The 22,562-nt window shown below is 66.7% G+C and carries 22 protein-coding genes; 16 read left to right on the top strand and 6 right to left on the bottom strand.

All coding sequences use genetic code 11. The annotated features are described in order from the left end of the window. Positions 1 to 11 precede the first annotated feature (11 nt). Genes BZF59_RS00350 through csgH form a run of 3 tightly spaced genes read left to right on the top strand, consistent with a single transcriptional unit; the run spans position 12 to position 1,773 of the window. On the top strand, positions 12 to 650 hold the full coding sequence (locus BZF59_RS00350; RefSeq protein ID WP_086606265.1) for a hypothetical protein: 639 nt from the start codon (positions 12 to 14) through the stop codon (positions 648 to 650). Between the two features lie 20 nt (positions 651 to 670). Beyond that, positions 671 to 1,417 (top strand): hypothetical protein, encoded by a 747-nt coding sequence (locus tag BZF59_RS00345; RefSeq protein WP_086606264.1) that lies wholly within the window; start codon positions 671 to 673, stop codon positions 1,415 to 1,417. Beyond that, entirely contained in the window at positions 1,414 to 1,773 is a 360-nt protein-coding gene (csgH, locus tag BZF59_RS00340; RefSeq protein WP_086606263.1) for a curli-like amyloid fiber formation chaperone CsgH, read from the top strand. Before BZF59_RS00345 ends, csgH begins: the two co-directional genes overlap by 4 nt. Positions 1,774 to 1,779: 6 nt before the next feature. Here the strand turns inward: csgH and BZF59_RS00335 are convergent, their stop codons facing one another. Further along, entirely contained in the window at positions 1,780 to 3,144 is a 1,365-nt protein-coding gene (locus BZF59_RS00335) for a hypothetical protein (RefSeq protein ID WP_086606262.1), read from the bottom strand. Positions 3,145 to 3,405: 261 nt separating this feature from the next. Here BZF59_RS00335 and BZF59_RS00330 point away from each other — a divergent pair, with 261 nt between their 5' ends. Further along, positions 3,406 to 4,791, top strand: a complete 1,386-nt coding sequence (locus BZF59_RS00330; protein WP_086606261.1) for an MATE family efflux transporter — start codon at positions 3,406 to 3,408, stop codon at positions 4,789 to 4,791. Here BZF59_RS00330 and BZF59_RS00325 read toward each other — a convergent pair. Continuing rightward, positions 4,720 to 5,652, bottom strand: coding sequence for a mechanosensitive ion channel family protein (locus tag BZF59_RS00325; protein ID WP_086606260.1), 933 nt, complete (start codon positions 5,650 to 5,652; stop codon positions 4,720 to 4,722). The two genes, BZF59_RS00330 and BZF59_RS00325, sit on opposite strands and share 72 nt — an antisense overlap. A 219-nt stretch (positions 5,653 to 5,871) precedes the next feature. On the opposite strand from BZF59_RS00325, the gene groES reads away from it, so the two are divergent. Then, positions 5,872 to 6,159: a co-chaperone GroES gene (gene groES, locus BZF59_RS00320; RefSeq protein ID WP_086606259.1), complete on the top strand. Its 288-nt coding sequence runs from the start codon at positions 5,872 to 5,874 to the stop codon at positions 6,157 to 6,159. 56 nt (positions 6,160 to 6,215) lie between these two features. Further along, a complete protein-coding gene (gene groL, locus BZF59_RS00315; protein ID WP_086606258.1) occupies positions 6,216 to 7,847 on the top strand; it encodes a chaperonin GroEL in 1,632 nt (543 codons plus the stop codon). Between the two features lie 217 nt (positions 7,848 to 8,064). On the opposite strand, the gene BZF59_RS00310 is transcribed toward groL, so the two are convergent. Both BZF59_RS00310 and BZF59_RS00305 read right to left on the bottom strand, forming a co-directional pair. Then, positions 8,065 to 8,562 (bottom strand): hypothetical protein, encoded by a 498-nt coding sequence (locus BZF59_RS00310; protein WP_086606257.1) that lies wholly within the window; start codon positions 8,560 to 8,562, stop codon positions 8,065 to 8,067. Between the two features lie 558 nt (positions 8,563 to 9,120). Then, positions 9,121 to 9,768, bottom strand: coding sequence for a glutathione S-transferase family protein (locus tag BZF59_RS00305; RefSeq protein WP_158094220.1), 648 nt, complete (start codon positions 9,766 to 9,768; stop codon positions 9,121 to 9,123). Positions 9,769 to 9,903: 135 nt separating this feature from the next. Between BZF59_RS00305 and BZF59_RS00300 the strand changes: the two genes are divergently transcribed. Next, positions 9,904 to 10,419: a PH domain-containing protein gene (locus BZF59_RS00300; protein ID WP_086606255.1), complete on the top strand. Its 516-nt coding sequence runs from the start codon at positions 9,904 to 9,906 to the stop codon at positions 10,417 to 10,419. Then, a complete protein-coding gene (locus tag BZF59_RS00295; protein WP_086606254.1) occupies positions 10,416 to 11,945 on the top strand; it encodes a PH domain-containing protein in 1,530 nt (509 codons plus the stop codon). Before BZF59_RS00300 ends, BZF59_RS00295 begins: the two co-directional genes overlap by 4 nt. Here BZF59_RS00295 and BZF59_RS00290 read toward each other — a convergent pair. After that, entirely contained in the window at positions 11,935 to 12,252 is a 318-nt protein-coding gene (locus BZF59_RS00290) for an N-acetyltransferase (RefSeq protein WP_245805950.1), read from the bottom strand. The genes BZF59_RS00295 and BZF59_RS00290 overlap by 11 nt on opposite strands. Positions 12,253 to 12,305: 53 nt before the next feature. On the opposite strand from BZF59_RS00290, the gene BZF59_RS00285 reads away from it, so the two are divergent. After that, positions 12,306 to 13,337, top strand: a complete 1,032-nt coding sequence (locus tag BZF59_RS00285) for a threonine aldolase family protein (RefSeq protein WP_086606252.1) — start codon at positions 12,306 to 12,308, stop codon at positions 13,335 to 13,337. A 20-nt stretch (positions 13,338 to 13,357) separates the two neighbouring features. Continuing rightward, positions 13,358 to 14,281: a DMT family transporter gene (locus tag BZF59_RS00280; protein ID WP_086606301.1), complete on the top strand. Its 924-nt coding sequence runs from the start codon at positions 13,358 to 13,360 to the stop codon at positions 14,279 to 14,281. Positions 14,282 to 14,327: 46 nt separating this feature from the next. On the opposite strand, the gene BZF59_RS00275 is transcribed toward BZF59_RS00280, so the two are convergent. Next, positions 14,328 to 15,170: a Rossmann-fold NAD(P)-binding domain-containing protein gene (locus tag BZF59_RS00275; RefSeq protein ID WP_086606251.1), complete on the bottom strand. Its 843-nt coding sequence runs from the start codon at positions 15,168 to 15,170 to the stop codon at positions 14,328 to 14,330. 52 nt (positions 15,171 to 15,222) lie between these two features. On the opposite strand from BZF59_RS00275, the gene pepN reads away from it, so the two are divergent. The 6 genes from pepN to BZF59_RS00245 all read left to right on the top strand — a co-directional run bounded on the left by pepN (position 15,223) and on the right by BZF59_RS00245 (position 22,432). Further along, a complete protein-coding gene (gene pepN, locus BZF59_RS00270) occupies positions 15,223 to 17,883 on the top strand; it encodes an aminopeptidase N (protein ID WP_086606250.1) in 2,661 nt (886 codons plus the stop codon). A gap of 1 nt (position 17,884) precedes the next feature. Beyond that, entirely contained in the window at positions 17,885 to 18,637 is a 753-nt protein-coding gene (gene pgeF, locus BZF59_RS00265; RefSeq protein ID WP_245805949.1) for a peptidoglycan editing factor PgeF, read from the top strand. 230 nt (positions 18,638 to 18,867) lie between these two features. Beyond that, positions 18,868 to 19,431, top strand: a complete 564-nt coding sequence (gene petA / locus BZF59_RS00260) for a ubiquinol-cytochrome c reductase iron-sulfur subunit (RefSeq protein ID WP_086606249.1) — start codon at positions 18,868 to 18,870, stop codon at positions 19,429 to 19,431. Between the two features lie 68 nt (positions 19,432 to 19,499). Beyond that, positions 19,500 to 20,876, top strand: a complete 1,377-nt coding sequence (locus BZF59_RS00255) for a cytochrome b (RefSeq protein ID WP_086606248.1) — start codon at positions 19,500 to 19,502, stop codon at positions 20,874 to 20,876. A 54-nt stretch (positions 20,877 to 20,930) separates the two neighbouring features. Next, entirely contained in the window at positions 20,931 to 21,788 is an 858-nt protein-coding gene (locus BZF59_RS00250) for a cytochrome c1 (protein ID WP_086606247.1), read from the top strand. A gap of 92 nt (positions 21,789 to 21,880) precedes the next feature. Next, positions 21,881 to 22,432, top strand: a complete 552-nt coding sequence (locus BZF59_RS00245) for an adenine phosphoribosyltransferase (RefSeq protein WP_086606246.1) — start codon at positions 21,881 to 21,883, stop codon at positions 22,430 to 22,432. Positions 22,433 to 22,562: the final 130 nt, after the last annotated feature.

Raw genomic sequence — 22,562 nt, 5'->3', positions numbered from 1 at the left:
CCACGAACGCCATGCAGTCTCACGCTCCGATCATCGCGCTGGCGCTTGCCGCCGGTTCGCTGCTGACCACCCCCGCCCTCGCCCAGAGCGAGCCGACGCGCGGGGTCTTCGTCGCCCAGATCGGCGATGGCAGCAGCGCGACCATCACCCAGCAGAATTCCGACAGCCTCGCCCGCGTGGTGCAGAACGGCAACGACAACCAGACCGACCTCGCCCAGACCGGTAGCGCCCCGCACCGTGCGCAGATTGCGCAGGATGGCGATGGCAATGTCGCCACCGCGCGGCAGGACGGCGATGGCTCGGCCGATCTCGCCCTGCTTCAGCAAGGCAACGGCAACAGCGCGCTGATCTTCCAGCGCGAAACCGCTGCGGCGGGCGCCACCGGAGCGCAGATCGTGCAGAGCGGCAATGGCAACAGCATCAGCCTTACGCAGGATGGCAGCGACAACACCGCCACGCTCAATCAGGTGGGCGATGCCAACAGCATGAGCGCCGCGCAGCTTGGCAGCAACAACAGCCTGCAATGGAGCCAGAACGGCGATGGCCTCGCCGATCTCCAGATCACCCAGCAGGGCGGGGCCAATATGCAGGTGACGCAGAGCAATACCGGCGGGGCGCAGTTCCTGCCGCCGCCGGGCGGGGGCGGGTGATGCGGCACCGGCGGCCCCCGATGCGGATCGCGCTTGCCGCAGTGGCGGTGTGCGCCGTGCCTGCGCTCTCCGGACAGGTGGCTGACGAGAACGAAAGCCCCGCCAGCCGCACCGAGGCGAGCCAGATCGAAATGCCGCAGGCGGCAACCGGGCCGGGCAGCGCTTATCTCGAGAGCGCGGCCCACCCCGCAGCGCCGCCGCAGCCCCGCGCCAGCCTGGTGGAAGCGCGCAGCGACGGGATCATCCGCGGCAAGGGCAGCGCGCCCGCCAGCCAGATCAGCGCCCGCGGCGATGGCGGGCCGGGCATCGCGCAGCTTTCCAAGGCCGATCTCGAAGCGACCCTCGCCCAGCTCTCCCCGGCAGAACGCCGGGTGCTGCTGCAAGCGATCGAGGGCACCGACATCTGCAACGATCCGCCCGATATCCCGGCGGTGGTGACGCTGTGCCAGAACCGGATCGAGACCCGCTCGACCGAGTTCGCCCCAACCTCCGAACGCTCGCTCAGTGCCGAGGACCGGCTGCTCAGCGGCAATCTCGAAAGCGCGGCCCTGCCCAGCATCGCGCAGGTGATCGACCGGCTGGCGCGCGGCGGCGCGTCGAGCGGGGATTTCAGCAATCAGGCGATCGCCTCGATCGCGCTCGGCACCACCCCCGCCGCCCCCGCCCGCCCGCGCGAGGAGGAGCAACCCGATACCGCCAGCTTCGGCGAGGAAACGCAGGCGCTGCTCAACGCCCTCATCAACCAGCTCGGAGGCCGCGCGCCATGACCCTGTCCGCCCTGCCCGCCGGTGCCCTCGCGCTGGCCCTGCTCTCTCACACCACGGTGTCCGCCATGCCCGAACAGCCCCACGCCCTGACGCTCGATGTCCACGAACATGACGGGACCGTCGAAATCCAGCTGATCGGCCACTCGCCGCGCGCGCAGGCGGTCAGCTATGCGCTGGAGGTGACCGGGCAATCGACCTCGCGCCACCGCGGCGCGACCACGCTGGCGGCGGACACCCGCGCGGTGCTTTCGACGATGCGCACCAATGTCGGCGCGGACTGGTGCGTGAAACTGACCGCCGAGGAAGAGGGCCGCGCGCCCTATGAAATCACCCGCGGGCCCTGCACCGCCGGTTGATCCGTCTCAGCGAGGGCGCGGCACCTGCGCCATGCCGGTCGCATCGATCCCGCGCTCGGGCGTGGTGATCTGGTCGATATGCACCTTGCGCGCGGCTTTGGGCCGGGTGTCGGTCAGCCCGACATTGAACTCGTCATAGACCGGATCATAGCTGATCGGGATGCCCTTGGCCTGCAACTCGGCGAGCGAGACATAGGCATTGCCCGCCGATGAGGCGCGGATGCGGGCGATCTCGTCCGGGGCGAAGCGATCGGCCAGCACCTCGACCACCGATCCGAGCCGCAGCTTGAGCCCCTCGGGCGTCTGCTGGAAATCGACTGCCCCGGCAGTCTTGCCGTCGACGCGGGTGATAAGCTGCGCTTTGACATCGAGCGGAAAGGGGCTGTTCCCGGCGGCGAGCGGCGCGCTCAGCGCGGGCCGGGCCTGCGGCACCGCGGCGATGGCGGGTGCAGGGGCCGGGGACGGCGCGGCAACAGGTGCGCGCAGGCCAGCTGCCGGTTGCTGCGTGGGCTGCGGTGCGGCGGCGCGCGTGGCCGGGGCAGGCGCAGGGCGCGAAACGGGGGACGCAACCGGGGGCTGAGGGATGGTCTGTGCCGAAGCGGTCGGCTCGGCCATCGCCCCTGCCCCGACACCCCGACCGGAAGGCGCGGTTGTCGCAATCGCCGCGATCCGGGATGGTGCGGCCACGGGCTCGGGTGGGGAAACGGCCATTGCGACGGCTGCGGTCGGCGCCTGGGCCGGTTGATCCAGCCCCGCAGGCACGGAGAGATGAGGAGCGGGCACCGCCGCAGCGGCCAGCTCCGGCGCGGCGGGGAGCGACGCGGCGGGCATGGTCGGCGTCGCCGCGACCGGCGTTGCGGGCGGCGGGGCAATCGCCGCCAAAGGCGCAGCCTCAGCGGCGCTCGGGGCATTGATGATTGTCGGCACCATCGGCGGTGGCACCAGCGCGGGCAGCGGCGCGGGCAGCGGCGCGGCCTCGACCGGGAGGCTTGTGGCGACGGGAGAGGCAATGGGAGCGGGTGCCGTGACGGGCGCTTCAGCCTCGCGCGCACCGGGCAATTCCATCGCCGCAGTCAGCGTCAGCAAGGGCACCGGTTCGAGATCGATGATCGGAGCATAGCGCACCCCGGCAAGCCCCGGCTTCGCCTTGGCCGCGCCCGGCCGCGCAGTCGGGGTCTGCTTGAATGAGGGCGGCGGCGGCAACGGCGGATCGTCCGCGTGATTGCCCCCGGCCAGATCGCCCGCACCCACCGAAAGTTCGGGCACGGTCAACGCCGCGACCACCACGATCCCGCCCGGCAGCACCCGCGACATCAGGCCGCGCGCGATGGATCCGCGACGCGAAGAGCCACCCGCGCGCGCGGTGCGCACGGCAGATTCCTCTTCAAAAATTCGTCGCTTGTCAGTCACATTGCCCCCAATCCACAACTATATGAATATCAGGGCATTCGGCAAAGCGGAATCCGGCCGCGAGCAGGATCGCCGGATTTTTCGCATGACTATTCAGTGTCTTGGAAATCAGCCTCGGCTGCACCACAGCGCAAAATGTGACCGCCGCACCTTTGCGCTTCCCCCGAATCGCCCTTGCGCCTATCCGGGCCGGCTCGCCTTGCGGTGGGCAGACAGGCGATAATGCAACAGGACCGTTCTCTCGAAACGCCCGGCTGGGGGCAGGAACTGCGCGCGACTCTCGGGCTCGCGGGGCCGCTGGCGGCTGCCAATCTGTTGCAGATGCTGACCTATGCCATCGACGTGATCTTCATCGCCCGGCTGGGTGACGAGCAGCTGGCGGGATCGGCACTGGCGGTGTCGCTGTTCGGGCTGGTGCTGTGGGCGCTGACCGGGCTGACTGGCGCGGTCGCCCCGTTGATCGCCGAGGAGCTGGGCGCGCGCGCGCCGGCGCTGCGGGCGGTGCGCCGCGCGGTCCGCATGGCGCTGTGGCTGGCGGTGATCGCGGGCGCTGCGGGCATGGGCCTGTGCCTGCTGCTCGATCCGATCATGCAGGTCTCGGGCCAGCAACCGGGCATCCGCGCGCTCGCCAATTCCTACAACGTGGTGATCGTCTTCTCGATGATCCCGATGCTGCTCGCCGCGGTGCTGCGCAACTTCGTCTCGGCGCTGGGCCGCCCGATCTTCGCCACGGCGATCACGGGGGCCGGGATCTTCGTCAATGGCCTCGCCAATTACGCCTTCATCTTCGGCGAGCTGGGCGCGCCGCGGCTGGGCCTGCCCGGCGCGGCGGTGGCGACGATCATCACCGCGTTGTTCACGCTCGCCGCCTATGTTGCGGCGATCCGCCTCGACCGGCGGCTGCACCGCTATCATGTGTTCGGGAGGATCTGGGCGCCCGACTGGGCGCGCTTCCGGGAGATCGTCGTAATCGGCACCCCGATCGCGCTGACGATCACCGCCGAGGCCGGAATCTTCGGCGCGGCGGCGTTTCTGATGGGGCGCTTCGGCGCGGCGGAACTTGCCGGGCACACGGTCGCCTTGCAATTGGCGGCGCTCGCCTTTCAGGTTCCCTTCGGCGTGGGGCAGGCCGCGGCGATCCGGGTCGGCTATTTCTACGGCGCGCGCGATCCCGTCGGCGTGAAGCGCGCCGGGTGGGTGGCGCTGGCGATCGGCACGGGCTTCATGTCGCTGACCGCAGGCGCGATGGTGCTGATGCCCGAGTGGCTGCTGCGCCTCTATGTCGATCCCGACGCCGCCAAGAATGCCGCGCTGGTAGCCTTCGCGCTGCAGTATCTGGCGCTCGCCGCGATCTTCCAGCTGGCCGACGGGGTGCAGGCCGTCGCCGCAGGGGCGCTGCGCGGCTTGCAGGACACCCGCGTGCCGATGTGGATCGCAATCTTCAGCTACTGGGTGCCCGGCATCGGCGTATCGATCGGACTCGGCTTCTTCACCCCGCTGGAAGGCACCGGCGTGTGGATCGGCCTTGCGACCGGTCTATTCTTCGCCGCCATGCTGCTGATCTGGCGCTGGCACCGCCGCGACACGCTCGGGCTGACCCGCGGCTGAGGGCTGCTCGGTGATGTGATGTACCTCGCGCTGCGGGAAGGGGATCGAGATGCCGGTCTTGTCGAAGCGGTTCTTGGCCGCTTCGGTCAGCGCCCATGACAGCGCGAGATAGTCCCCGGTCTTGCACCACACCCGCATGCCCATCGTCACCGCACTGTCGGCGAGGGCAGAGACGAACACCACCGGGGCCGGATCGTCGAGCACCCGCTCGTCCGCCTCTGCCAGCGCGAGCATTTCCTTGCGCGCCTGTTCGATGCTGTCGCCATAGCCGATGCCGATCAGCAGCTCGAACCGCCGCGTGGGCAGGCGCGAGATGTTGACGATCGGCTTGTTCCAGAGCTCGTTGTTGGGGACCATCACATAGACCCCGTCAGGCTGGGTGATCTCGGTGGTGAACAGCCCGATGCCGCGCACCTCGCCGGTAACGATGCCCGCCGTGATCGTCTCGCCCACGCGGAACGGGCGCTGGATCAGGATCATCACCCCGGCTGCGACATTCGACAATGTGCCTTGCAGCGCGAGGCCCACCCCCAGCGCCAGACCGCCAAGCGCAGCGATGATGCTGGTGGTCTGCACGCCGAACTGGGTCAGCACCGTAACCGCGACCACGACCCAGAGAGCATATTTGATAATATTGCTGAGGAACCGCGCCACCGTCGGCTCGATATGGGTGGCCCGCCTGAGCGCCTTGTCGGCCGCTTTCGACAGCAGCTTGGCGAGGATGACGCCGATAACCAGCACCGCCACCGCGCCGAGCAGATGCGGGATACTTTCGCGCAGCCACAGCCAGGCCTGCGCGGCCATGTCGAATTCGTCGCCGAGGCGTTCGGCGATGCGGGGGGGAATCTTCGGGGAGGTCATCGGGAGAAAAGCTATCCTTGCGAGTGTCTGCGGGCAGGCGTGTGGCCCGGGGGCCTTGGTAGTCCAACTGCCCAGCGCCGGAAATGTGGCATCGCGGCAAAAATTTTTTGCGCGCGCGGGGCTTGATTCATTGAAGCCCCGCGACCAAATGCCGCTGCGTTGGCACTCTCGGACGGAGAGTGCCAAGCCATCTCATTCACTCAAGGAAAGGTCATCACCATGGCATTTCGTCCGCTGCACGACCGCGTTGTGGTCCGTCGCATCGAAGCCGACCAGAAGACCGCTGGCGGCATCATCATCCCCGACAGCGCTCAGGAAAAGCCCAGCGAAGGCGAAGTCATCGCCGTCGGCGAAGGCAACCGTGACGACAGCGGCGCGCGCATCGCGCTCGACGTCAAGCCGGGCGACCGCGTGCTGTTCGGCAAGTGGTCGGGCACCGAAGTCAAGATCAACGGGGAAGACCTGCTGATCATGAAGGAAAGCGACATCATGGGGATCATGGGCTGATCGCCTGATCCCATCCGCTTCCTTTCACTACCAACCCAATCTCAGGAGAAACAATCATGGCAGCCAAGGACGTCAAGTTCGGCCGCGAAGCCCGCGAAGGCATTCTGCGCGGCGTCGACATTCTCGCCAACGCCGTCAAGGTGACGCTCGGCCCCAAGGGCCGCAATGTCGTCATCGACAAGAGCTTCGGTGCCCCGCGCATCACCAAGGACGGCGTTACCGTCGCCAAGGAAATCGAGCTCAAGGACAAGTACGAGAACATGGGCGCGCAGATGCTGCGCGAAGTCGCCAGCAAGGCGAATGACAGCGCAGGCGATGGCACCACCACCGCCACCGTGCTCGCCCAGGCGATCGTCACTGAAGGCATGAAGTCGGTCGCAGCCGGCATGAACCCGATGGATCTCAAGCGCGGGATCGATCAGGCCGTGCTCGCCGTGGTCGAAAACCTCAAGAGCCGTTCGAAGGACGTCTCGGGCTCGGAAGAGATCGCGCAGGTCGGGATCATCTCGGCCAACGGCGACCGTGAAGTCGGCGAGAAGATCGCCGAAGCCATGGAAAAGGTCGGCAAGGAAGGCGTGATCACCGTCGAGGAAGCCAAGGGCCTCGAATTCGAGCTCGATGTCGTCGAAGGCATGCAGTTCGACCGCGGCTACCTCAGCCCCTACTTCATCACCAACCCCGACAAGATGACCGTGGAACTGGATAATCCCTACATCCTGATCCACGAGAAGAAGCTGTCGAACCTGCAGGCGATGCTGCCGATCCTCGAAGCTGTGGTGCAGTCGGGCCGTCCGCTGCTGATCATCGCCGAGGATATCGAAGGCGAAGCGCTGGCGACCCTGGTGGTCAACAAGCTGCGCGGCGGCCTGAAGGTTGCGGCCGTGAAGGCTCCGGGCTTCGGCGATCGCCGCAAGGCGATGCTGCAGGACATCGCGATCCTGACCAAGGGCGAGATGATCAGCGAAGACCTCGGCATCAAGCTCGAGAATGTCACTGTCGGCATGCTCGGTCAGGCCAAGAAGGTCACCATCGACAAGGACAACACCACCATCGTCGATGGCGCCGGTTCGGCTGACGACATCAAGGCGCGCGTCGCCGAGATCCGCACCCAGATCGACAACACCTCGTCCGACTACGACCGCGAGAAGCTGCAGGAACGCCTTGCCAAGCTCGCTGGCGGTGTGGCCGTGATCAAGGTTGGCGGTGCGACCGAAGTCGAAGTGAAGGAGCGCAAGGACCGCGTCGACGACGCGCTCCACGCGACCCGCGCTGCGGTGGAAGAAGGCATCGTCCCCGGCGGCGGTACCGCGCTGCTCTACGCCACCAAGGCTCTCGAAGGGCTGAAGGGCGTGAACGAAGACCAGACCCGCGGCATCGACATCATCCGCAAGGCGATCACCGCCCCGATCAAGCAGATCGCCCAGAACGCCGGCCACGATGGCGCGGTTGTTGCGGGCAACCTGCTGCGCGAGAATGACGAAACGCAGGGCTTCAACGCTTCGACCGATGTCTACGAAAACCTGGTGAAGGCCGGCGTGATCGACCCGACCAAGGTCGTGCGCACCGCGCTGCAGGATGCGGCCTCGGTCGCCGGCCTGCTGATCACCACCGAAGCGGCGATCGTGGAACGCCCGGACGACAAGCCGGCCTCGCCCCCGATGCCCGACATGGGCGGCATGGGGTTCTAAGCCTAAGGCGGGCGGGCCAGCCTCGGCTGACCCGTCCACGCCGCAGGCCGGCCAGCGGGGCGAAGCTCCGACTGACGACTCGGGCTTTGCCGGAGTCAGCCCAGCCTCAAGACAAGAAAACCCCGGCGGAGCGATCCGCCGGGGTTTTTCTGTGTCCGCTTTTGGGGGCATCTGGAACGCAGATGGATGGCGGGAGATGGGTGGAAAGCGGACAGCTTCAGGGGCCGAGCTCGTTGAGGCTTTTGCCCTGAAGAAGGTCGGTTATAAACTGGCGTTGAGCGAGATAATCGTTCTTGCGAGAACTGCCCTTGCGTCCGTCTGACTCAATTGCCTGATCATTGAAGTGCAAAGCCTCATTCAATAATTTGACACGATCAGATTGACTTGTCTGGGGATCCATTGAGTCTCTGATCAAAAGAGCCGCTTTTTCCGCCAAGCACTCTGGGTGCAGAGCCTTTAAACAACGACTGAGATGCATTTCAGATTTAGCTTGTTCACCGACCAGCCCGAAATGAAAGGCCAAGTCCTTATCAGCCTCAATATCTCCTCTCGCCGCCGCTTGTTCGGCCTTAATCACGTCGGCACTTGTAAGGGAATAGGCCGTCATCGGAACTTCGCCATCAACCTCTTCCACACTTTCGCTTTTTGTGACCTCATTATCTGAGCACGCGAACAAAAGTAAGACGAGCGCGAACGTGCAAGCGTATGGTTTCATTTTGCAAATCTTACACGGATCGGGCGGCGGCAGCAATGGGGTCGCTTGCTGAATGGCGGAAATTTTATGCGAGCGGGGCAAAGCCGCCATGCCGCTTTCGGGATCACGGATCGGTCCCGCCCATGACCGCTTGGGGGTGGTTCTCTGCCGCCTCTCTTCACCGTCGCCCCGTGCTTGACACGGGGCTTGGCTCCTTTGCTTCGCCACCTGAGAGGAAGAAAAGCCAAACCCCGTGTCAAGCACGGGGCGACGAGTAGTAAAGGACCGCTATGGGGTCACTTCCCGAACGGCAGCTTTCGGCGACAAAGCCGCGATTGCCGACATTTCCTACACCTCTCCCCGCCGCTATCCTCCGCGCCCGCTCTTTCCCATCGCTGTCAGGGTGGTCGCGTGACCGCCAAGGGCCGAACAAGCCCCCTCTCCCCTGTCCGTCCGCATGGCAGAAAACAGGTTAAGCCTCTGCGCTATCGAGCTAAAATTCACACCCACTAAGCGGACACGGTGTCCGCTTTGTAACGCTTAAGTGCGGCCACCCGGTCAGCAGACCACTTCCGCGCGCTACTCCGCCTCGCTCCATACCGCCGCACAGGCCCGCTGGTTGTGCGCCGCGACAAAGCGCGCGAGGTTGTCGGTGCCTTCGGGCAGCTTCCACCCCACCGTGAAGCCAAAATTGGCGAAGGCGAAGATCAGCAGGTCGGCAAAGGTGAAGCGGCCCAGCGCGATGTGGTTGCTTGCGCCCAGATAGGTATCGAACAGCCGCCACTTCTCGTCCGCCAGCGCCGAAAGCTCCGCCCCGGCCTCGGGCGAGACGACGCTCATGCGGGGGGCGAACATCGGGCGGCCGGCGCCGGCGCGGAAGCCCATGGTCATCGGCACCACCACCTCCTGATCGAACAGGCGCGCCCATTTGCGCACCGTGGCGCGCTCCACGGGAGTTGCGCCGAACAGGTTGGGGTCGGGATGCTGCTCCTCGATGAATTCGCAGATCGGCCAGCTTTCGGTGAGGCAGGTGCCGTCATCCAGCTCCAGCGTCGGGGTGGTGCCTTGCGGGTTCTTCGCCATGTAGCCCGCATCCTGCCGGTTCTGGCCGGTGATGATGTCGTAGTGCACGCGGGTGAAATCGTGTCCTTCCTCCAGCCCCTTTTCGATCATGAACATCCGCACGAGGCGCGGGTTGGGGCCGAGGCTGGAATGCAGGATGGTCATGGCGGGTTGCTCCGGGAGGTGGTTTTGCCGGGTGGTTCTAGGGCGCGGGGGGCTGGTCGTCGCCCTCATATTTCCGCTAGGCCGGTGCTGCGAAAGCGCTTGCACGGGGCGGCTGTATTGCGCAGATAAGGCACCATGGACGCAACCTCTCCGCCGCTCCCCGCCGTGCCGCTCGACGATGAGGGCGCGCTGACCAAGCTGCACCCCAACTATGCCCACGCGCTGCGGGTGCGCACGACGCTGACCGCGATCCCCTTCCTGATCGGGTCGCTGGTGCTCGAAACCGCGCTGGCGGGCGAAGGGCTGCTGCCGAAGGGGTTGATAGCCGGGACAGTGCTGGTGATCGCCGCGGCGCTGATCATCCGCATTCCCGCCCGCCGTTACAGCGCGCGCGGCTATCAGATCAGCGCCGACCGGCTGCGCGTGGTGCGCGGCCTGCTTTTCCGCTCGGACACGGTGGTGCCCTTCAGCCGGGTGCAGCATATCGATGTCGATCAGGGCCCGATCGAGCGGTTCTTCGGCATCGCCACGCTGACTTTGCACACCGCGGGCAATCACAATTCGAGCGTCGCCCTGCCCGGCCTCGGCGAGCCGCTGGCGCGCGAGATGCGCGAGACGATCCGCGCGCATATCCGCCGCGAGACGCTATGACCGCGCCGCAGCGCACCGCCCCGGTGAGCGTCATTCTGGGCGCGCTCGGGAGCATCCGCAGCGCGATCCTTCCTGCCGCCGCGATCGCCTTTTCCGGGATCGGCGGCGACGGGCGCTATGCGCTCGCCATAGGGGTGGGCATGGCCGCGGCGCTGATCGGCACGGGGTTCAGCTGGCTCGGCTGGCGGCGGCTGACCTATACCATCGGCGAGAGCGACGTGCGGGTCGAAAGCGGCGTCATCAGCCGCACCGCGCGCGCGGTGCCCTATGAGCGCATTCAGGATGTCAGCCTCGAGGCCACCCCGCTGGCGCGCTTGGCGGGGGTGGTTGCGGTCAAGTTCGAGACCGGGGCGGGCGGGGGCGATGACCTTGCGCTCCAATACCTCACTGCGGCCGAGGGTGAGCGCCTGCGCCAGCTGGTGCGCGAGCGGCGCGAGGACGAGGCGGCGGGCGCGGATCCTGGTACCCCCGCCGACCCGCAGGCCCCGCCGCGCGCCGAGGAAGCCGAGGTGCTCTATGCCCTCACCCCAAAGCGGTTGCTGACCTTCGGGATGTTCGAATTCTCGCTCGCCGTCTTCGCGGTGCTGGGCGGCGTGCTGCAATATGTCGACAATGTCACCGGAGTGAATGTCTGGGATGTCGATCTGTGGCGCAGCTGGCTGAGCCAGTCGGGAGAAACCGTCGCCAGCCTCGGCCCGATGGCGCAGGCGATCGGGGCCGTAGCGGGGGTGATCGGGCTGATCGGGGTCGGCTTTGCCACCGGCATCGCGCGCACGGTGCTGCGCGACTGGGGCTTCACTCTCACCCGCAGCCCCCGCGGGTTCCGACGGCAGCGCGGATTGCTGACCCGCACCGACGTGGTGATGCCCGTGCACCGGGTGCAGGGGCTGGTGATCGGCACTGGCCTGCTGCGCTATCGCTTCGGCTGGCACGGCCTCAGCTTCGTCAGTCTGGCGCAGGATGCCGAGGACGAGAGCCACGTGGTTGCGCCCTTTGCGCAGATGGAGGAGCTGGCCCCGATCGTGGCGACGGCGGGCTTCGATCTGCCGGATGAAGGCACGCGGTGGCAGCGATCAAGCAAGCGGCACCGCAACGACCGGGCGGTGCTGGGATCGGCGCTGTTCGTGCTGGCGACCATCGCGGCGGCAGTGTTTGCGCCGACGGGGGTGTTCCTGATCCCGCTCGGCCTCGCAGTGTTGATGGTGGGAGCCCAGCTCTACGCCTGGCACTTCCGCCGCTTTGCGCTGAGCGACACGCAGATCTTTGCGACCACCGGGCTCTTGTCCCCAACCAGCAGGATCGCGACGCGGCTGAAGCTTCATTCGGTCGAGATCGCGCAGGGCCCGCTGGCGCGGCTGCATGGCTATGCGACGGTCCATCTTGGGCTGGCGGGCGGCAGCTTCGCCATCCCCGGCGTGCCGCTGGCCGATGCGCGCGCGCTGCGGGCGAGCATCCTCGCCACGATTGCCGCCACCGATTACGCGCGGATCGACGCGCCGCTGGAGGAACCTGCGCTTACACTCTGAAACGCGCCCAGTCGGGGTTCTCGGCAAAGCGCTTGGCGACGTAGGAGCAATCGGGGCGGATCAGGAAGTCCTGCCGCTCCGCATCCGCAACCAGCCGCGCTACCAGCGCAGCGGCCACCCCGCGTCCGCCGATCGCGCGCGGGACGATGGTGTGGGCGGCCACCCACACCTCCTTGCCATCGCGCATCCCGCCGGCCTCCCATTCGAGATAGCCTTCCTCGGAAGCACCCTCGACCACGGCGACATAGCGACCGCCCTGTCCTGCGACATGGTGGGTGATGGTCAGCTTGGGCGTTTGTTCGCTCACGATTGATGACTCCGGGTTGTCAGACGTGAATGTGCGGCTAGAGGCGATGTTCCATGACATTGCCCAAGCCTTTCCTGTCCGACAACGCCGCTGCCGTCCACCCCCGCCTGTGGGAGGCGATGCGCAAGGCCGATGAGCCGGACAATCCCTACGACGGGGACGCGCTCTCCGCCGAGCTCGATGCGCGCTTCACCGCTTTGTTCGGGCGCGAATGCGCCGCGCTGTGGGTGGCGACGGGGACGGCGGCGAATTGTCTGGCGCTCGCCACCATGTGCGCGCCGCACGGCGGGGTGGTGTGCCACCGCGAGGCGCATATCGAAGTCGACGAGGGCGGCGCACCGGGCTTCTTCCTCCACGGCGCCAAGCTGATGCTGGTGGATGACGGTTTTGGGAGCGAAGGCGCGAAGCTGACGCCGGAGAGCATCGCCGCGCTGATCGACCCGATCCGCAATGATGTGCATCAGGTGCAGCCCCATGCGGTCGCGATCACGCAGGCGAGCGAATATGGGCGCAGCTACCGCCCGGACGAACTCGCCGCGCTTGGGGACTTCGCGAAGGCGCGCCGGCTCGGCCTGCACATGGACGGCGCGCGCTTCGCCAATGCGGCGGCCTTCCTCGGCGGTTCGCCCGAGGATGCGGCGCGCAGCGCGAGCGGCCCGGTCGACAGCCTCGCCTTCGGCTTCATCAAGAACGGCGGGATGGGCGCAGAGACCGTGGTGCTGTTCGATCCTGAAGCTGCGCGGCAGGTGCGCTATCGCCGCAAGCGCGCGGGGCACCTGCAATGCAAGGGCCGCTATCTGGCCGCGCAGATCCTCGCGATGCTCGACGACGGGCTGTGGCTCGCTAACGCCGCGCACGCCAACGCCGCCGCGCAGGAAGTGGCGGCGGGCTGCGGCGACCGGCTGCTTCACCCGGTCGAGGCGAATGAACTGTTCGTGCGCCTGACCCCTGCGGAGCGCGAGGCACTGCGGGCGCAGGATTTCGCCTTCTACGACTGGGGCACGGACTCGGCGCGCTTCGTCACCGCCTGGAACACGCGGGCCGAGGACGCGAGCGCGCTCGGCAAGGCCATCGCTGCGCTGTGAGCGACACCAACGCGCCTTCCATGCTCAGCCCCAAGGTGCTGATCCCCTTCATGCTGACCGGCACGATCTGGGGCTCGACCTGGTTCGTCATAACCGGGCAGATCAGCAACGTGCCCGCCGCGTGGGGGGTGTTCTTCCGCTTCATGCTGGCAACCCCGGCGCTGTTTGCGCTCGCCGTGGTGATGGGCAACCGGCTGCGGCTGAACCGGCCCGAGCACCTGCTGGCTTTGGGCGTCGGGATCGCGCAGTTCAGCGGCAATTTCCTGTTCGTCTACCATTCCGAGCAGCACATCACCTCCGGCATCGTCGCGGTGATGTTTGCGCTGCTGATGGTGCCCAATGCGGTGTTTGCGCGGGTGTTCATCGGCGAGCGGGTGCAGAGCGGCTTCATCGGCGGGAGCCTTGTCGCCATCGCCGGCGTAGCGATGCTGCTGGTGCACGAATGGAACGCCGCGCCGCTCGGTGGCAATGTCGGGCTCGGCATCGTGCTCGCGATCGGCGGGATGCTGGCGGCCTCGATCGCCAATGTGGTGCAGGCCAACCCCACCGGGCGCGGCGTTCCGATGGTGAGCTTCCTCGCTTGGGCGATGCTCTACGGCACCGCCTTCGATCTGGTCTATGCCTTCGTCACCGCCGGCCCGCCGACCCTGCCGAGCGGCTGGCAGTTCTGGGCGGGAACGGCCTATCTCGCGATCATCGGATCGGTCGTGACCTTCCCGCTGCACTACAATCTGGTGCGCGAGATCGGCGCGGGGAAGACGGCTTACAACGCCATCGTCACGGTCTGCGTGGCGATGCTGCTGTCGACCGTGTTCGAGGGGTTCCGGTGGGACGCGCTCTCGGCCAGCGGCATGGCGTTGGCGCTGCTGGGCATGGGATTGGCGCTCCGGGCGCGGCGCGTGAAGTCGCTGCAGGTGCAGCAGTCGGGAGCTTTGAGGAGGTGAGGACTAATCGGCCCGAAGGGCCGCAAGGGCGACCGCCCGTCGCGCCCTATGGCGCGGAAGCCAAGGGCGCGGATGCGCCCGTCGGCGCCTGAGGCGCAAACAAAGACTCCAGCCCCTCGACATAGGTCGGATATTTCTGCGACCACCCCAGCACCCGCTTGGCCTTGCCGTTGGCGACGCGGCGGTTCTCCATGTAAAAGCCGCGCGCCATCTGCGACAGGTCGGCTTCTTCCAGTGTCTCGAGCGGGGGCGGATCCAGCCCCAGCAAGCGGCAGGCGTATTCGGTGACTTCATTGCCGCTGCACGGCAGATCGTCCCCCAAGTTATAGGCGCCCTCCGGTACATCCTGCGTCAGCGCAGCCACCACGCCGCTGACAATGTCGTCGACATGGACCCGGCTGAACACCTGACCGGGCAAGTCGATTCGCCGCGCCTTGCCCTCCCGCACCCGGTCGAGCGCCGATCGTCCCGGCCCGTAGATCCCCGGCAGGCGGAACACCCGCGCGCCCAGCCTGACCCACAGCGCGTCGGCCTCGGCACGGGCATTGCGGCGGCCTTCCCCCGTCTCGGCAATCGTCGGCGTCGCCTCATCCACCCAAGCCCCTTGCCGGTCGCCATAGACGCCGGTGGAGGACAGGTAGCCGTACCATGCCGGGGGAAAGGATCGCCCATAGGTATCGAGCACCGGGTCGAGCCCGCTCGCCCGGTCGGGCGGGACCGAGGAGAGGACATGGCTCGCCTCGCCCAGCGCCGCCAGCACCGCCGCGCGGTCGGCAAAGTCGATGTCGCCCGCGCTTCCGGTGGCGCGCACCTGCCACCCGCGCGCACGCATCGCATCCTTGATCCGTGTCGCCGTGTAACCCAGTCCGAAGATCAGCAGATTGCCCATGCGCGCAAGCTAAAGATTGGACGCGGGGCCGAATCAACCTAAATCGGCCTGCATGGATATCGCAACCACCCCCCAGAACCCCGAAGGCAACCCCGAACTCGCGGATGCCGCCCCCACCCCGCACGAGCCGCCGGTGATCCGGCGCGAGGATTACAAGCCGCTCCCGTGGGCAGTGCCGACGACGCAGCTCGATTTCCGGCTGGGGCTGAGCGCGACCCGCGTCACCGCGACGCTGACGGTCGAACGCAACCCCGCCGCCGACGCCTCGCCCGAGCTGCGCCTCAACGGCGATGGCCTCACGGCGACAAGCGTGACGGTCGACGGCGCAGCGGCCGAGTGGCGGATGGACGGGCCGGACCTGATCGTCACCCTGCCCGGCGCCAAGCACACAGTGGAGGTCGTCACCACCATCGACCCTAGCGCCAACACCCAGCTGATGGGCCTCTACGCTTCGAACGGGATGCTCTGCACCCAGTGCGAATCGGAGGGCTTTCGGCGCATCACCTTCTTCCCCGACCGGCCCGACGTGCTTTCGACCTATGCCGTGCGGATGGAGGGCGACAAGGCCGCTTTCCCGATCCTGCTGTGCAACGGCAACCGCGTCGCCGAGGGCGAGAACCCGGATGGCACCCATTGGGCCGAGTGGCACGATCCCTGGCCCAAGCCGTCCTACCTCTTCGCGCTGGTCGCAGGCGATCTGGTCGCCAATTCCAAACCCTTCACCACCCGCTCAGGCCGCGAGGTCGAGTGCAATGTCTGGGTGCGCAAGGAAGACCTCGCGCGCACCGATCACGCGCTCGAAAGTCTGCACCGCTCGATGAAGTGGGACGAGGATGTGTTCGGCCGCGAATACGACCTCGATCTCTACAACATCGTCGCGGTCAGCGATTTCAACATGGGGGCGATGGAGAACAAGGGGCTCAACGTCTTCAACACGAAGTACGTGCTGGCCGACCCCGACACCGCGACCGACGCCGATTTCGACGCGGTCGAGGGCGTGATCGCGCACGAATATTTCCACAACTGGTCGGGCAACCGCATCACCTGCCGCGACTGGTTTCAGCTGTCCTTGAAGGAAGGTTTCACCGTGCTGCGCGACCAGCTTTTCTCGCAGGACATGCGGGGCGAGGCGGTCAAGCGGATCGAGGATGTGCGCATCCTGCGCGCGGCGCAGTTCCCCGAGGATTCGGGCCCGCTCGCCCACCCGATCCGGCCCGATTCCTACCGTGAGATCAGCAACTTCTACACCGCGACCGTCTACAACAAGGGCGCGGAGGTGATCCGCATGATGCGCTCGATGGTGGGCGAGGCGCGCTTCCGGGCGGGCACCGACCTCTATTTCGACCGCCACGACGGCGAGGCCGCGACTTGCGAGGATTTCGTCAAGGCGATCGAGGACGGGGCCGAGGTCGACCTCAAGCAGTTCCGGCTGTGGTATTCGCAAGCCGGCACGCCGCGCGTCAGCGTGAGCCATGCAGTCGAAGGTGACAGCCTGAAACTCACCCTCAAGCAGACCGTCCCGGCCACGCCCGGTCAGCCCGACAAGGCGCCGATGCCGATCCCGCTCAAGCTGGCGGTCCATGCCCGTGGCGGCGCGCTCGGGGCCGAGCAGCTGGTCGTGCTGACCGAGGCCGAGCAGACCTTTACCCTGCCCCTCGCCGGGGCCGATCCGGTGCTCTCGATCAACCGCGGCTTCACCGCCCCGGTGGTGATCGAGCGCGATCTGGCGCGCGATGATCTGGTGTTCCTCGCCGCGCATGACAATGACCCCTTCGCGCGCTCGGAAGCCTTGCAGGAACTTGGCGTGGGGCACCTCGTGGGCACAGCGAGCGGCTCGCTTTCCGCCCACGAGCAGGCGGCAGGCGAGGCGGCGATCATCGGCGCATTCCGTTCGAGCCTCGCCGACAATGCGCTCGACGATGCGATGCGGGGCGAATTGCTGGTGCTGCCCTCCGAAACCTACCTATTCGAAGTCATGGCCAGCGGGACACGAAAGGCCGATCCCGGCGCGATCCATGCCGCGCGCGAGGGGCTGAAGGCCGCGATCGGCACCGCGCTGGCGGACGATCTGGGCGCACTCCACGCCCGCGCATCGGCGGTCGCCACCGAGGATCCGGCAGGGCGCGGCGCGCGGAAGGTCAAGACGATTGCGCTGGCGCTGATAGCCGCCGCCGATCCGGCCAAGGCCGCCGATCTGGCCGCGGCGCAGTATGACGCGGCGGACAACATGACCGACCGGCAGGGCGCGCTGATGGTGCTGTGCGGCCTCGATCACCCGGCCCGCGCGGAGAAGCTCGCGGCGTTCTACGAGCGCTATAAGGACAATGCGCTGGTGGTGGACAAGTGGTTCACGCTGCAGGCGCTGTCGCTCCACCCCGATGTGATCCAGCACGTCCGCGCGCTCGCCGAGCATCCCGACTTCACCATGAAAAACCCCAACCGTGTGCGCTCGCTCCACATGGCTTTCGCGGGCAATCCCAAGGGCTTCCACGAGGCAGACGGCGAGGGTTACCGCATGGTCGCCGACGTGATCCTCGCGCTCGACCCGATGAATCCGCAGACCGCCGCGCGCTTCGTGCCTTCGCTCGGCCGCTGGCGGCGGATCGAGCCGGGCCGGGCGGCGCTGATGAAGGGCGAGCTGGAGCGCATCCTCGCCGCCGGGAACCTGTCGCGCGATACCTTCGAGCAGGTCAGCCGCTCGCTGGACGGCTGAGGTGACGGGTTTCCAGATCGAGACTCACCCGCTGCTCGGCAGCGTGCCGCACGGCTTTTTCGGCAGCGCGGGGGGCACGCACCAGTTCGGCTTCGGCGGGCCGGGCGACGGGGCCGAGGTGCGGTCCTTGCGCGCAGCGGCCGCAGCGGCGATCCTGCCGGGAGGCCGACTCGCCGCGCCGCATCAGGTGCATTCGCCCGACGTCGTCACCGTCAGCGCGGTCTGGGACGATGCCGCCGAAGGCCGCCCGGTAGCCGATGCGGTGGTCACGGCGACGCCGGGCGTGGTGCTCGGGATCGTCACCGCCGATTGCGGCCCGATCCTCTTCGCCGACGAGGCTGCGGGCGTGATCGGCGCGGCCCATGCCGGGTGGCGCGGAGCGGTGGACGGGGTGCTGGAGAACACCCTCGCCGCGATGGAAGCGCTCGGCGCACGGCGCGGCGATACCATCGCGGTGCTCGGGCCGACCATCGCGCAGGCGAGTTACGAGGTCGACGCCCCCTTCCGCGCGCGCTTCCCCGCCACTGCCGAGCGCTTCTTCGCCCCCGCGCCGGATCGCGACGGGCTGGCGCGCTGGCAGTTCGACCTGCCCGGCTTCATCATGGATCGGCTGGCCGCAGCAGGCCTTAGCAAAATTGCTGATATCGGCCGGGATACATTCTCACATGTCGCGCGTTACCATTCTCACAGACGCGCCAGTCAGGCGGGTGAGGCCAATTATGGTCGGCAGATCAGCATGATCGCGCTGCCCTGAGTTTGTCTTGCACGGCGGCGAACGTGGCTTGTTTAAAACACGGTTGGATTCTGGATAGATTGCCGTTAATTGCCCCGCCCAAGCTCCAGCCAAGGTGCGCATACGGCGTATCCGGGGCCTGAAGCAGGGACCAATCGACGGATCGGAACCGGGGCGCGTGCCCCGCCACTGAAACATCACGCCGCGCGGGCACTCTTTCCGCCGCGGCAAAACGAGCAGGGTAAGACGACATGGCTTCTGACACGGCCGCCGCAAGCGAACTCAGCACCGAAGACGGCGTGCGTCGCCGCGACTGGATCCACATTGCCGCGCTCGGCACGGCGGGAGTCGGCGGGGCTTCAGTGCTGTTCCCGCTGGTGAGCCAGATGGCTCCGTCGCGGGACGTGCTCGCCGCCAGCTCAACCGAAGTCGATGTCAGCGCGATCCAGCCGGGTCAGAGCATCAAGACCACCTTCCGCAAGCAGCCGCTGTTCGTGAAGCGTCTTTCGCCCGAGGAAATCGCCCGGGCCAAGGCCGATGATGGCGCCAACATGCGCGATCCCGCCACGCTGGCCGATCGCACCAAGGCAGGGCACGAGGACATCCTCGTGACAATGGGCGTCTGCACCCACCTCGGCTGCGTGCCGCTAGGCGCGGCCGAAGGCGAGAACAAGGGCGAGTTCGGCGGCTATTTCTGCCCCTGCCACGGCTCGCACTACGATGTCGCCGGCCGCATCCGCAAGGGCCCCGCGCCGCTCAACCTCAAGGTGCCGGAATACAGCTTCAAGTCCGACGCCGTCATCCGCGTGGGCTGATCCTGCGTATCTGATATCACAACGATAATCGTCCCGATCTTCATCAACGATCAAGCCGAGAGAACGCCATGAGTTTCGCCTGGGCCAAGCAATACGAACCGCAGACCGCTTTCACCAAGTGGCTGGACGAGAAACTGCCGTTCCCGCGGCTCGTCTACAACGCGGTGGGGGCCGGTTATCCGGTTCCGCGCAACCTCAACTACATGTGGAACTTCGGCGTGTTGGCCGGTTTCTGCCTGATGATCCAGATCGTCACCGGCGTCGTGCTTGCGATGCACTATGCCGCCAACGCGCAGGTCGCGTTCGGTACGGTCGAGCACATCATGCGTAACGTCAACTACGGCTGGATGCTGCGCTACGCCCACGCCAACGGGGCGAGCTTCTTCTTCATCGTCATCTACATGCACATCTTCCGCGGCCTGTTCTATTCGTCGTACAAGGCCCCGCGCGAGATGATCTGGCTGCTGGGCGTGGTGATCTTCCTGCTCATGATGGCGACCGCCTTCATGGGCTACGTGCTGCCTTGGGGCCAGATGAGCTTCTGGGGTGCGCAGGTCATCACCGGTCTGTTCAGCGCGATCCCGCTGGTGGGTGAGCCGCTGCAGGTGTGGCTGCTGGGCGGCTTCGCGCCGGATAACGCCGCGCTGAACCGCTTCTTCTCGCTGCACTTCCTGATGCCTTTCGTGATTGCGGGCGTGGTGATCCTCCACATCTGGGCGCTGCACATTCCCGGCTCGTCGAACCCGACCGGCGTGGAAGTGAAGCAGGAATCGGACACCGTTCCGTTCCACCCCTACTACACCGCCAAGGACGGCTTCGGTCTCGGCGTGTTCCTGATCCTGTTCACCACGATGGTGTTCTTCCTGCCCAACTACCTCGGCCACCCGGACAACTACATCGAGGCGAACCCGCTCTCGACCCCGGCGCACATCGTGCCCGAATGGTACTTCTGGCCGTTTTACGCGATCCTGCGCGCCTTCACCGGTGACCTCAGCATCCCCTTCACCGGCATCGTGCTGATCCCCGCCAAGCTGCTGGGCGTGATCGCGATGTTCGGCTCGATCCTGCTGTGGTTCTTCCTGCCCTGGCTGGACAAGAGCCCGGTGCGTTCGGGCCACTACCGCCCGATGTTCCGCAAGTTCTTCTGGTTCGGCCTGATCCCGACCATGATCGCGCTGTTCATCTGCGGCGGTGCGCCGGCGGAAGAGCCCTACGTGGTGATCAGCCAGATCGCGACGGCCTATTACTTCCTCCACTTCCTGGTGATCCTGCCGATCGTCAGCCAGGTCGAAGTGCCCAAGCCCCTGCCCTTCTCGATCACCGAAGCGGTGGTCGGCAAGGACAAGCCCGGCGGCACTTCGGGCGGCGGTGCGATCGATGCCGGAAGCGTGGTCGAGGGTCTTCCCGGTACCGCCACCGATGGGTCGCTGCAGCCCGCCGAGTGATCGGCGGCCCGCAGTCTCACGCAATCTGAACCGATAACGAGAAAGAGTTCGGACATGTCTATTCGTCTCGGAGGCATCCTTTTCGGCCTCGCCATCACTGCGGTGCTGGTGCTGTGGTCGCTCCTGCCCGGTGCCTACAACTACGCATTCGGCCCGGCGCCGGAAAAGCAGCCCTCCTACGCGTTCTACGAGCATGGCGAAGGCCCCGAGGCTGGGTTCTCGTTCGACGGCGCGTTCGGCAAGTGGGACTATGCCCAGCTGCAGCGCGGCTATCAGGTCTACAAGGAGGTCTGCTCGGCCTGCCACAGCCTGAAGTTCGTCGCCTTCCGCAACTTGCAGGAACTCGGCTACACCGAAGCCGAGGTTGACGCCGAGGCCGCCAGCTGGACTGTTCCGGGCATCGATCCGGCGACCGGTGAGACCACAACCCGTCCGGGCGAGCCGACCGACTACTTCCCGATGCCGTTCCCGAACAGCATTGCGGCGGCTGCGGCCAACAACAACGCCATTCCGCCCGATCTTTCGCTGATGACCAAGGCGCGGCATGACGGTTCGAACTACGTCTATTCGCTGCTGACCGGTTATGGCGAGCCCGATCCGGAAAAGGCGGCGAAGGTCGGGTTCGAAACCCCTCCGGGCCTCTATTTCAACAAGCACTTCCCTAACGTGAACATTGCCATGGCGCCGCCGCTCGCGGTGGACGGTCAGGTTACCTACGCGGACGGAACCAATGCCACCATTCCGCAGATGGCGACCGATGTGGCCGCGTTCCTGACCTGGACCGCCGAGCCTTCGCTGATCCAGCGCAAGCAGACTGGCTGGTTCGTGATCGGCTTCCTGCTCTTCGCCACGGTGCTGGCCTTCCTGAGCTACAAGCAGATCTGGGCCGGGATCAAACCGAAGAAGGGCTGAGGCCCGCCTTCATCGAGGCACAGCGGCGCCCCGTCATCCCTTGCGGATGGCGGGGCGCTCTGCTTTGAGGGCAAGGAAAGGGGCTCGCCAACATGACATCGCCACATCTTTCTCCCGAAGAGCTGAAGGCGCTGGTGCGCACCGTGCCGGATTTCCCGCAGCCGGGGATCCAGTTCCGCGACATCACGACGCTGATCGGCCACCATCAGGGCATGGCCGCGAGCGTGCATCACCTCGCCGCGCTGGCCGATGCCGCCGGGGCGCAGAAGATCGCGGGGATGGAGGCACGCGGGTTTATCTTCGGCGCGGCGGTGGCAGTGCAACTCGGCATTGGCTTCGTGCCCGTGCGTAAGCCCGGCAAGCTGCCGATCGACACCATCGGCATCGACTATGCGCTCGAATACGGCACCGATCGGCTGGAGATGGACCCGGGCGCGGTTCTGCCGGGGCAGACAGTGGTGATGGTCGACGATCTGATCGCCACCGGCGGCACGGCGCTCGCCTCGGCCGCTCTGCTGCGCAAGGCCGGGGCGGTGGTCAGCGATGCGCTGTTCGTGATCGATCTGCCCGATCTGGGCGGAGCGGAACGGCTGCGCGGAGCGGGCATCACGGTCAATGCGCTAATGGAATTCGAGGGCGACTGAAGGCTGAGTTCGCCTTCAGGGAACCTCGGCAGGGCGGTCGGGGTTGTAAGAATGTCAATCGCTCGTCTATGCCCCATCCGGGTGCCGGGCGCGCCCTTTCCGCCCGTTAGAACCACCCTCGAAGGACGCA

The organism is Erythrobacter donghaensis (assembly GCF_002155425.1).
GTDB classification, from domain to species: Bacteria; Pseudomonadota; Alphaproteobacteria; order Sphingomonadales; family Sphingomonadaceae; genus Erythrobacter; species Erythrobacter donghaensis.
The sequence above is the reverse complement of the archived record's forward strand: the minus strand, read 5'-3'. Positions and strand labels throughout refer to the sequence as shown.

What these genes read in the sequence shown, in the direction of transcription:
- BZF59_RS00305 (WP_158094220.1), bottom strand. Translation starts at nt 9,768, where the DNA reads ATGACCATCCTGCATTCCAGCCTCGGCCCCAACCCGCGCCTCGTGCGG.
- groL (WP_086606258.1), top strand. Translation starts at nt 6,216, where the DNA reads ATGGCAGCCAAGGACGTCAAGTTCGGCCGCGAAGCCCGCGAAGGCATT.
- BZF59_RS00250 (WP_086606247.1), top strand. Translation starts at nt 20,931, where the DNA reads ATGTCTATTCGTCTCGGAGGCATCCTTTTCGGCCTCGCCATCACTGCG.
- BZF59_RS00295 (WP_086606254.1), top strand. Translation starts at nt 10,416, where the DNA reads ATGACCGCGCCGCAGCGCACCGCCCCGGTGAGCGTCATTCTGGGCGCG.
- BZF59_RS00350 (WP_086606265.1), top strand. Translation starts at nt 12, where the DNA reads ATGCAGTCTCACGCTCCGATCATCGCGCTGGCGCTTGCCGCCGGTTCG.
- BZF59_RS00325 (WP_086606260.1), bottom strand. Translation starts at nt 5,652, where the DNA reads ATGACCTCCCCGAAGATTCCCCCCCGCATCGCCGAACGCCTCGGCGAC.
- BZF59_RS00255 (WP_086606248.1), top strand. Translation starts at nt 19,500, where the DNA reads ATGAGTTTCGCCTGGGCCAAGCAATACGAACCGCAGACCGCTTTCACC.
- BZF59_RS00345 (WP_086606264.1), top strand. Translation starts at nt 671, where the DNA reads ATGCGGATCGCGCTTGCCGCAGTGGCGGTGTGCGCCGTGCCTGCGCTC.
- BZF59_RS00310 (WP_086606257.1), bottom strand. Translation starts at nt 8,562, where the DNA reads ATGAAACCATACGCTTGCACGTTCGCGCTCGTCTTACTTTTGTTCGCG.
- BZF59_RS00275 (WP_086606251.1), bottom strand. Translation starts at nt 15,170, where the DNA reads ATGGGCAATCTGCTGATCTTCGGACTGGGTTACACGGCGACACGGATC.
- BZF59_RS00300 (WP_086606255.1), top strand. Translation starts at nt 9,904, where the DNA reads ATGGACGCAACCTCTCCGCCGCTCCCCGCCGTGCCGCTCGACGATGAG.
- groES (WP_086606259.1), top strand. Translation starts at nt 5,872, where the DNA reads ATGGCATTTCGTCCGCTGCACGACCGCGTTGTGGTCCGTCGCATCGAA.
- BZF59_RS00285 (WP_086606252.1), top strand. Translation starts at nt 12,306, where the DNA reads ATGACATTGCCCAAGCCTTTCCTGTCCGACAACGCCGCTGCCGTCCAC.
- csgH (WP_086606263.1), top strand. Translation starts at nt 1,414, where the DNA reads ATGACCCTGTCCGCCCTGCCCGCCGGTGCCCTCGCGCTGGCCCTGCTC.
- BZF59_RS00330 (WP_086606261.1), top strand. Translation starts at nt 3,406, where the DNA reads ATGCAACAGGACCGTTCTCTCGAAACGCCCGGCTGGGGGCAGGAACTG.
- petA (WP_086606249.1), top strand. Translation starts at nt 18,868, where the DNA reads ATGGCTTCTGACACGGCCGCCGCAAGCGAACTCAGCACCGAAGACGGC.
- BZF59_RS00280 (WP_086606301.1), top strand. Translation starts at nt 13,358, where the DNA reads ATGCTCAGCCCCAAGGTGCTGATCCCCTTCATGCTGACCGGCACGATC.
- BZF59_RS00245 (WP_086606246.1), top strand. Translation starts at nt 21,881, where the DNA reads ATGACATCGCCACATCTTTCTCCCGAAGAGCTGAAGGCGCTGGTGCGC.
- pepN (WP_086606250.1), top strand. Translation starts at nt 15,223, where the DNA reads ATGGATATCGCAACCACCCCCCAGAACCCCGAAGGCAACCCCGAACTC.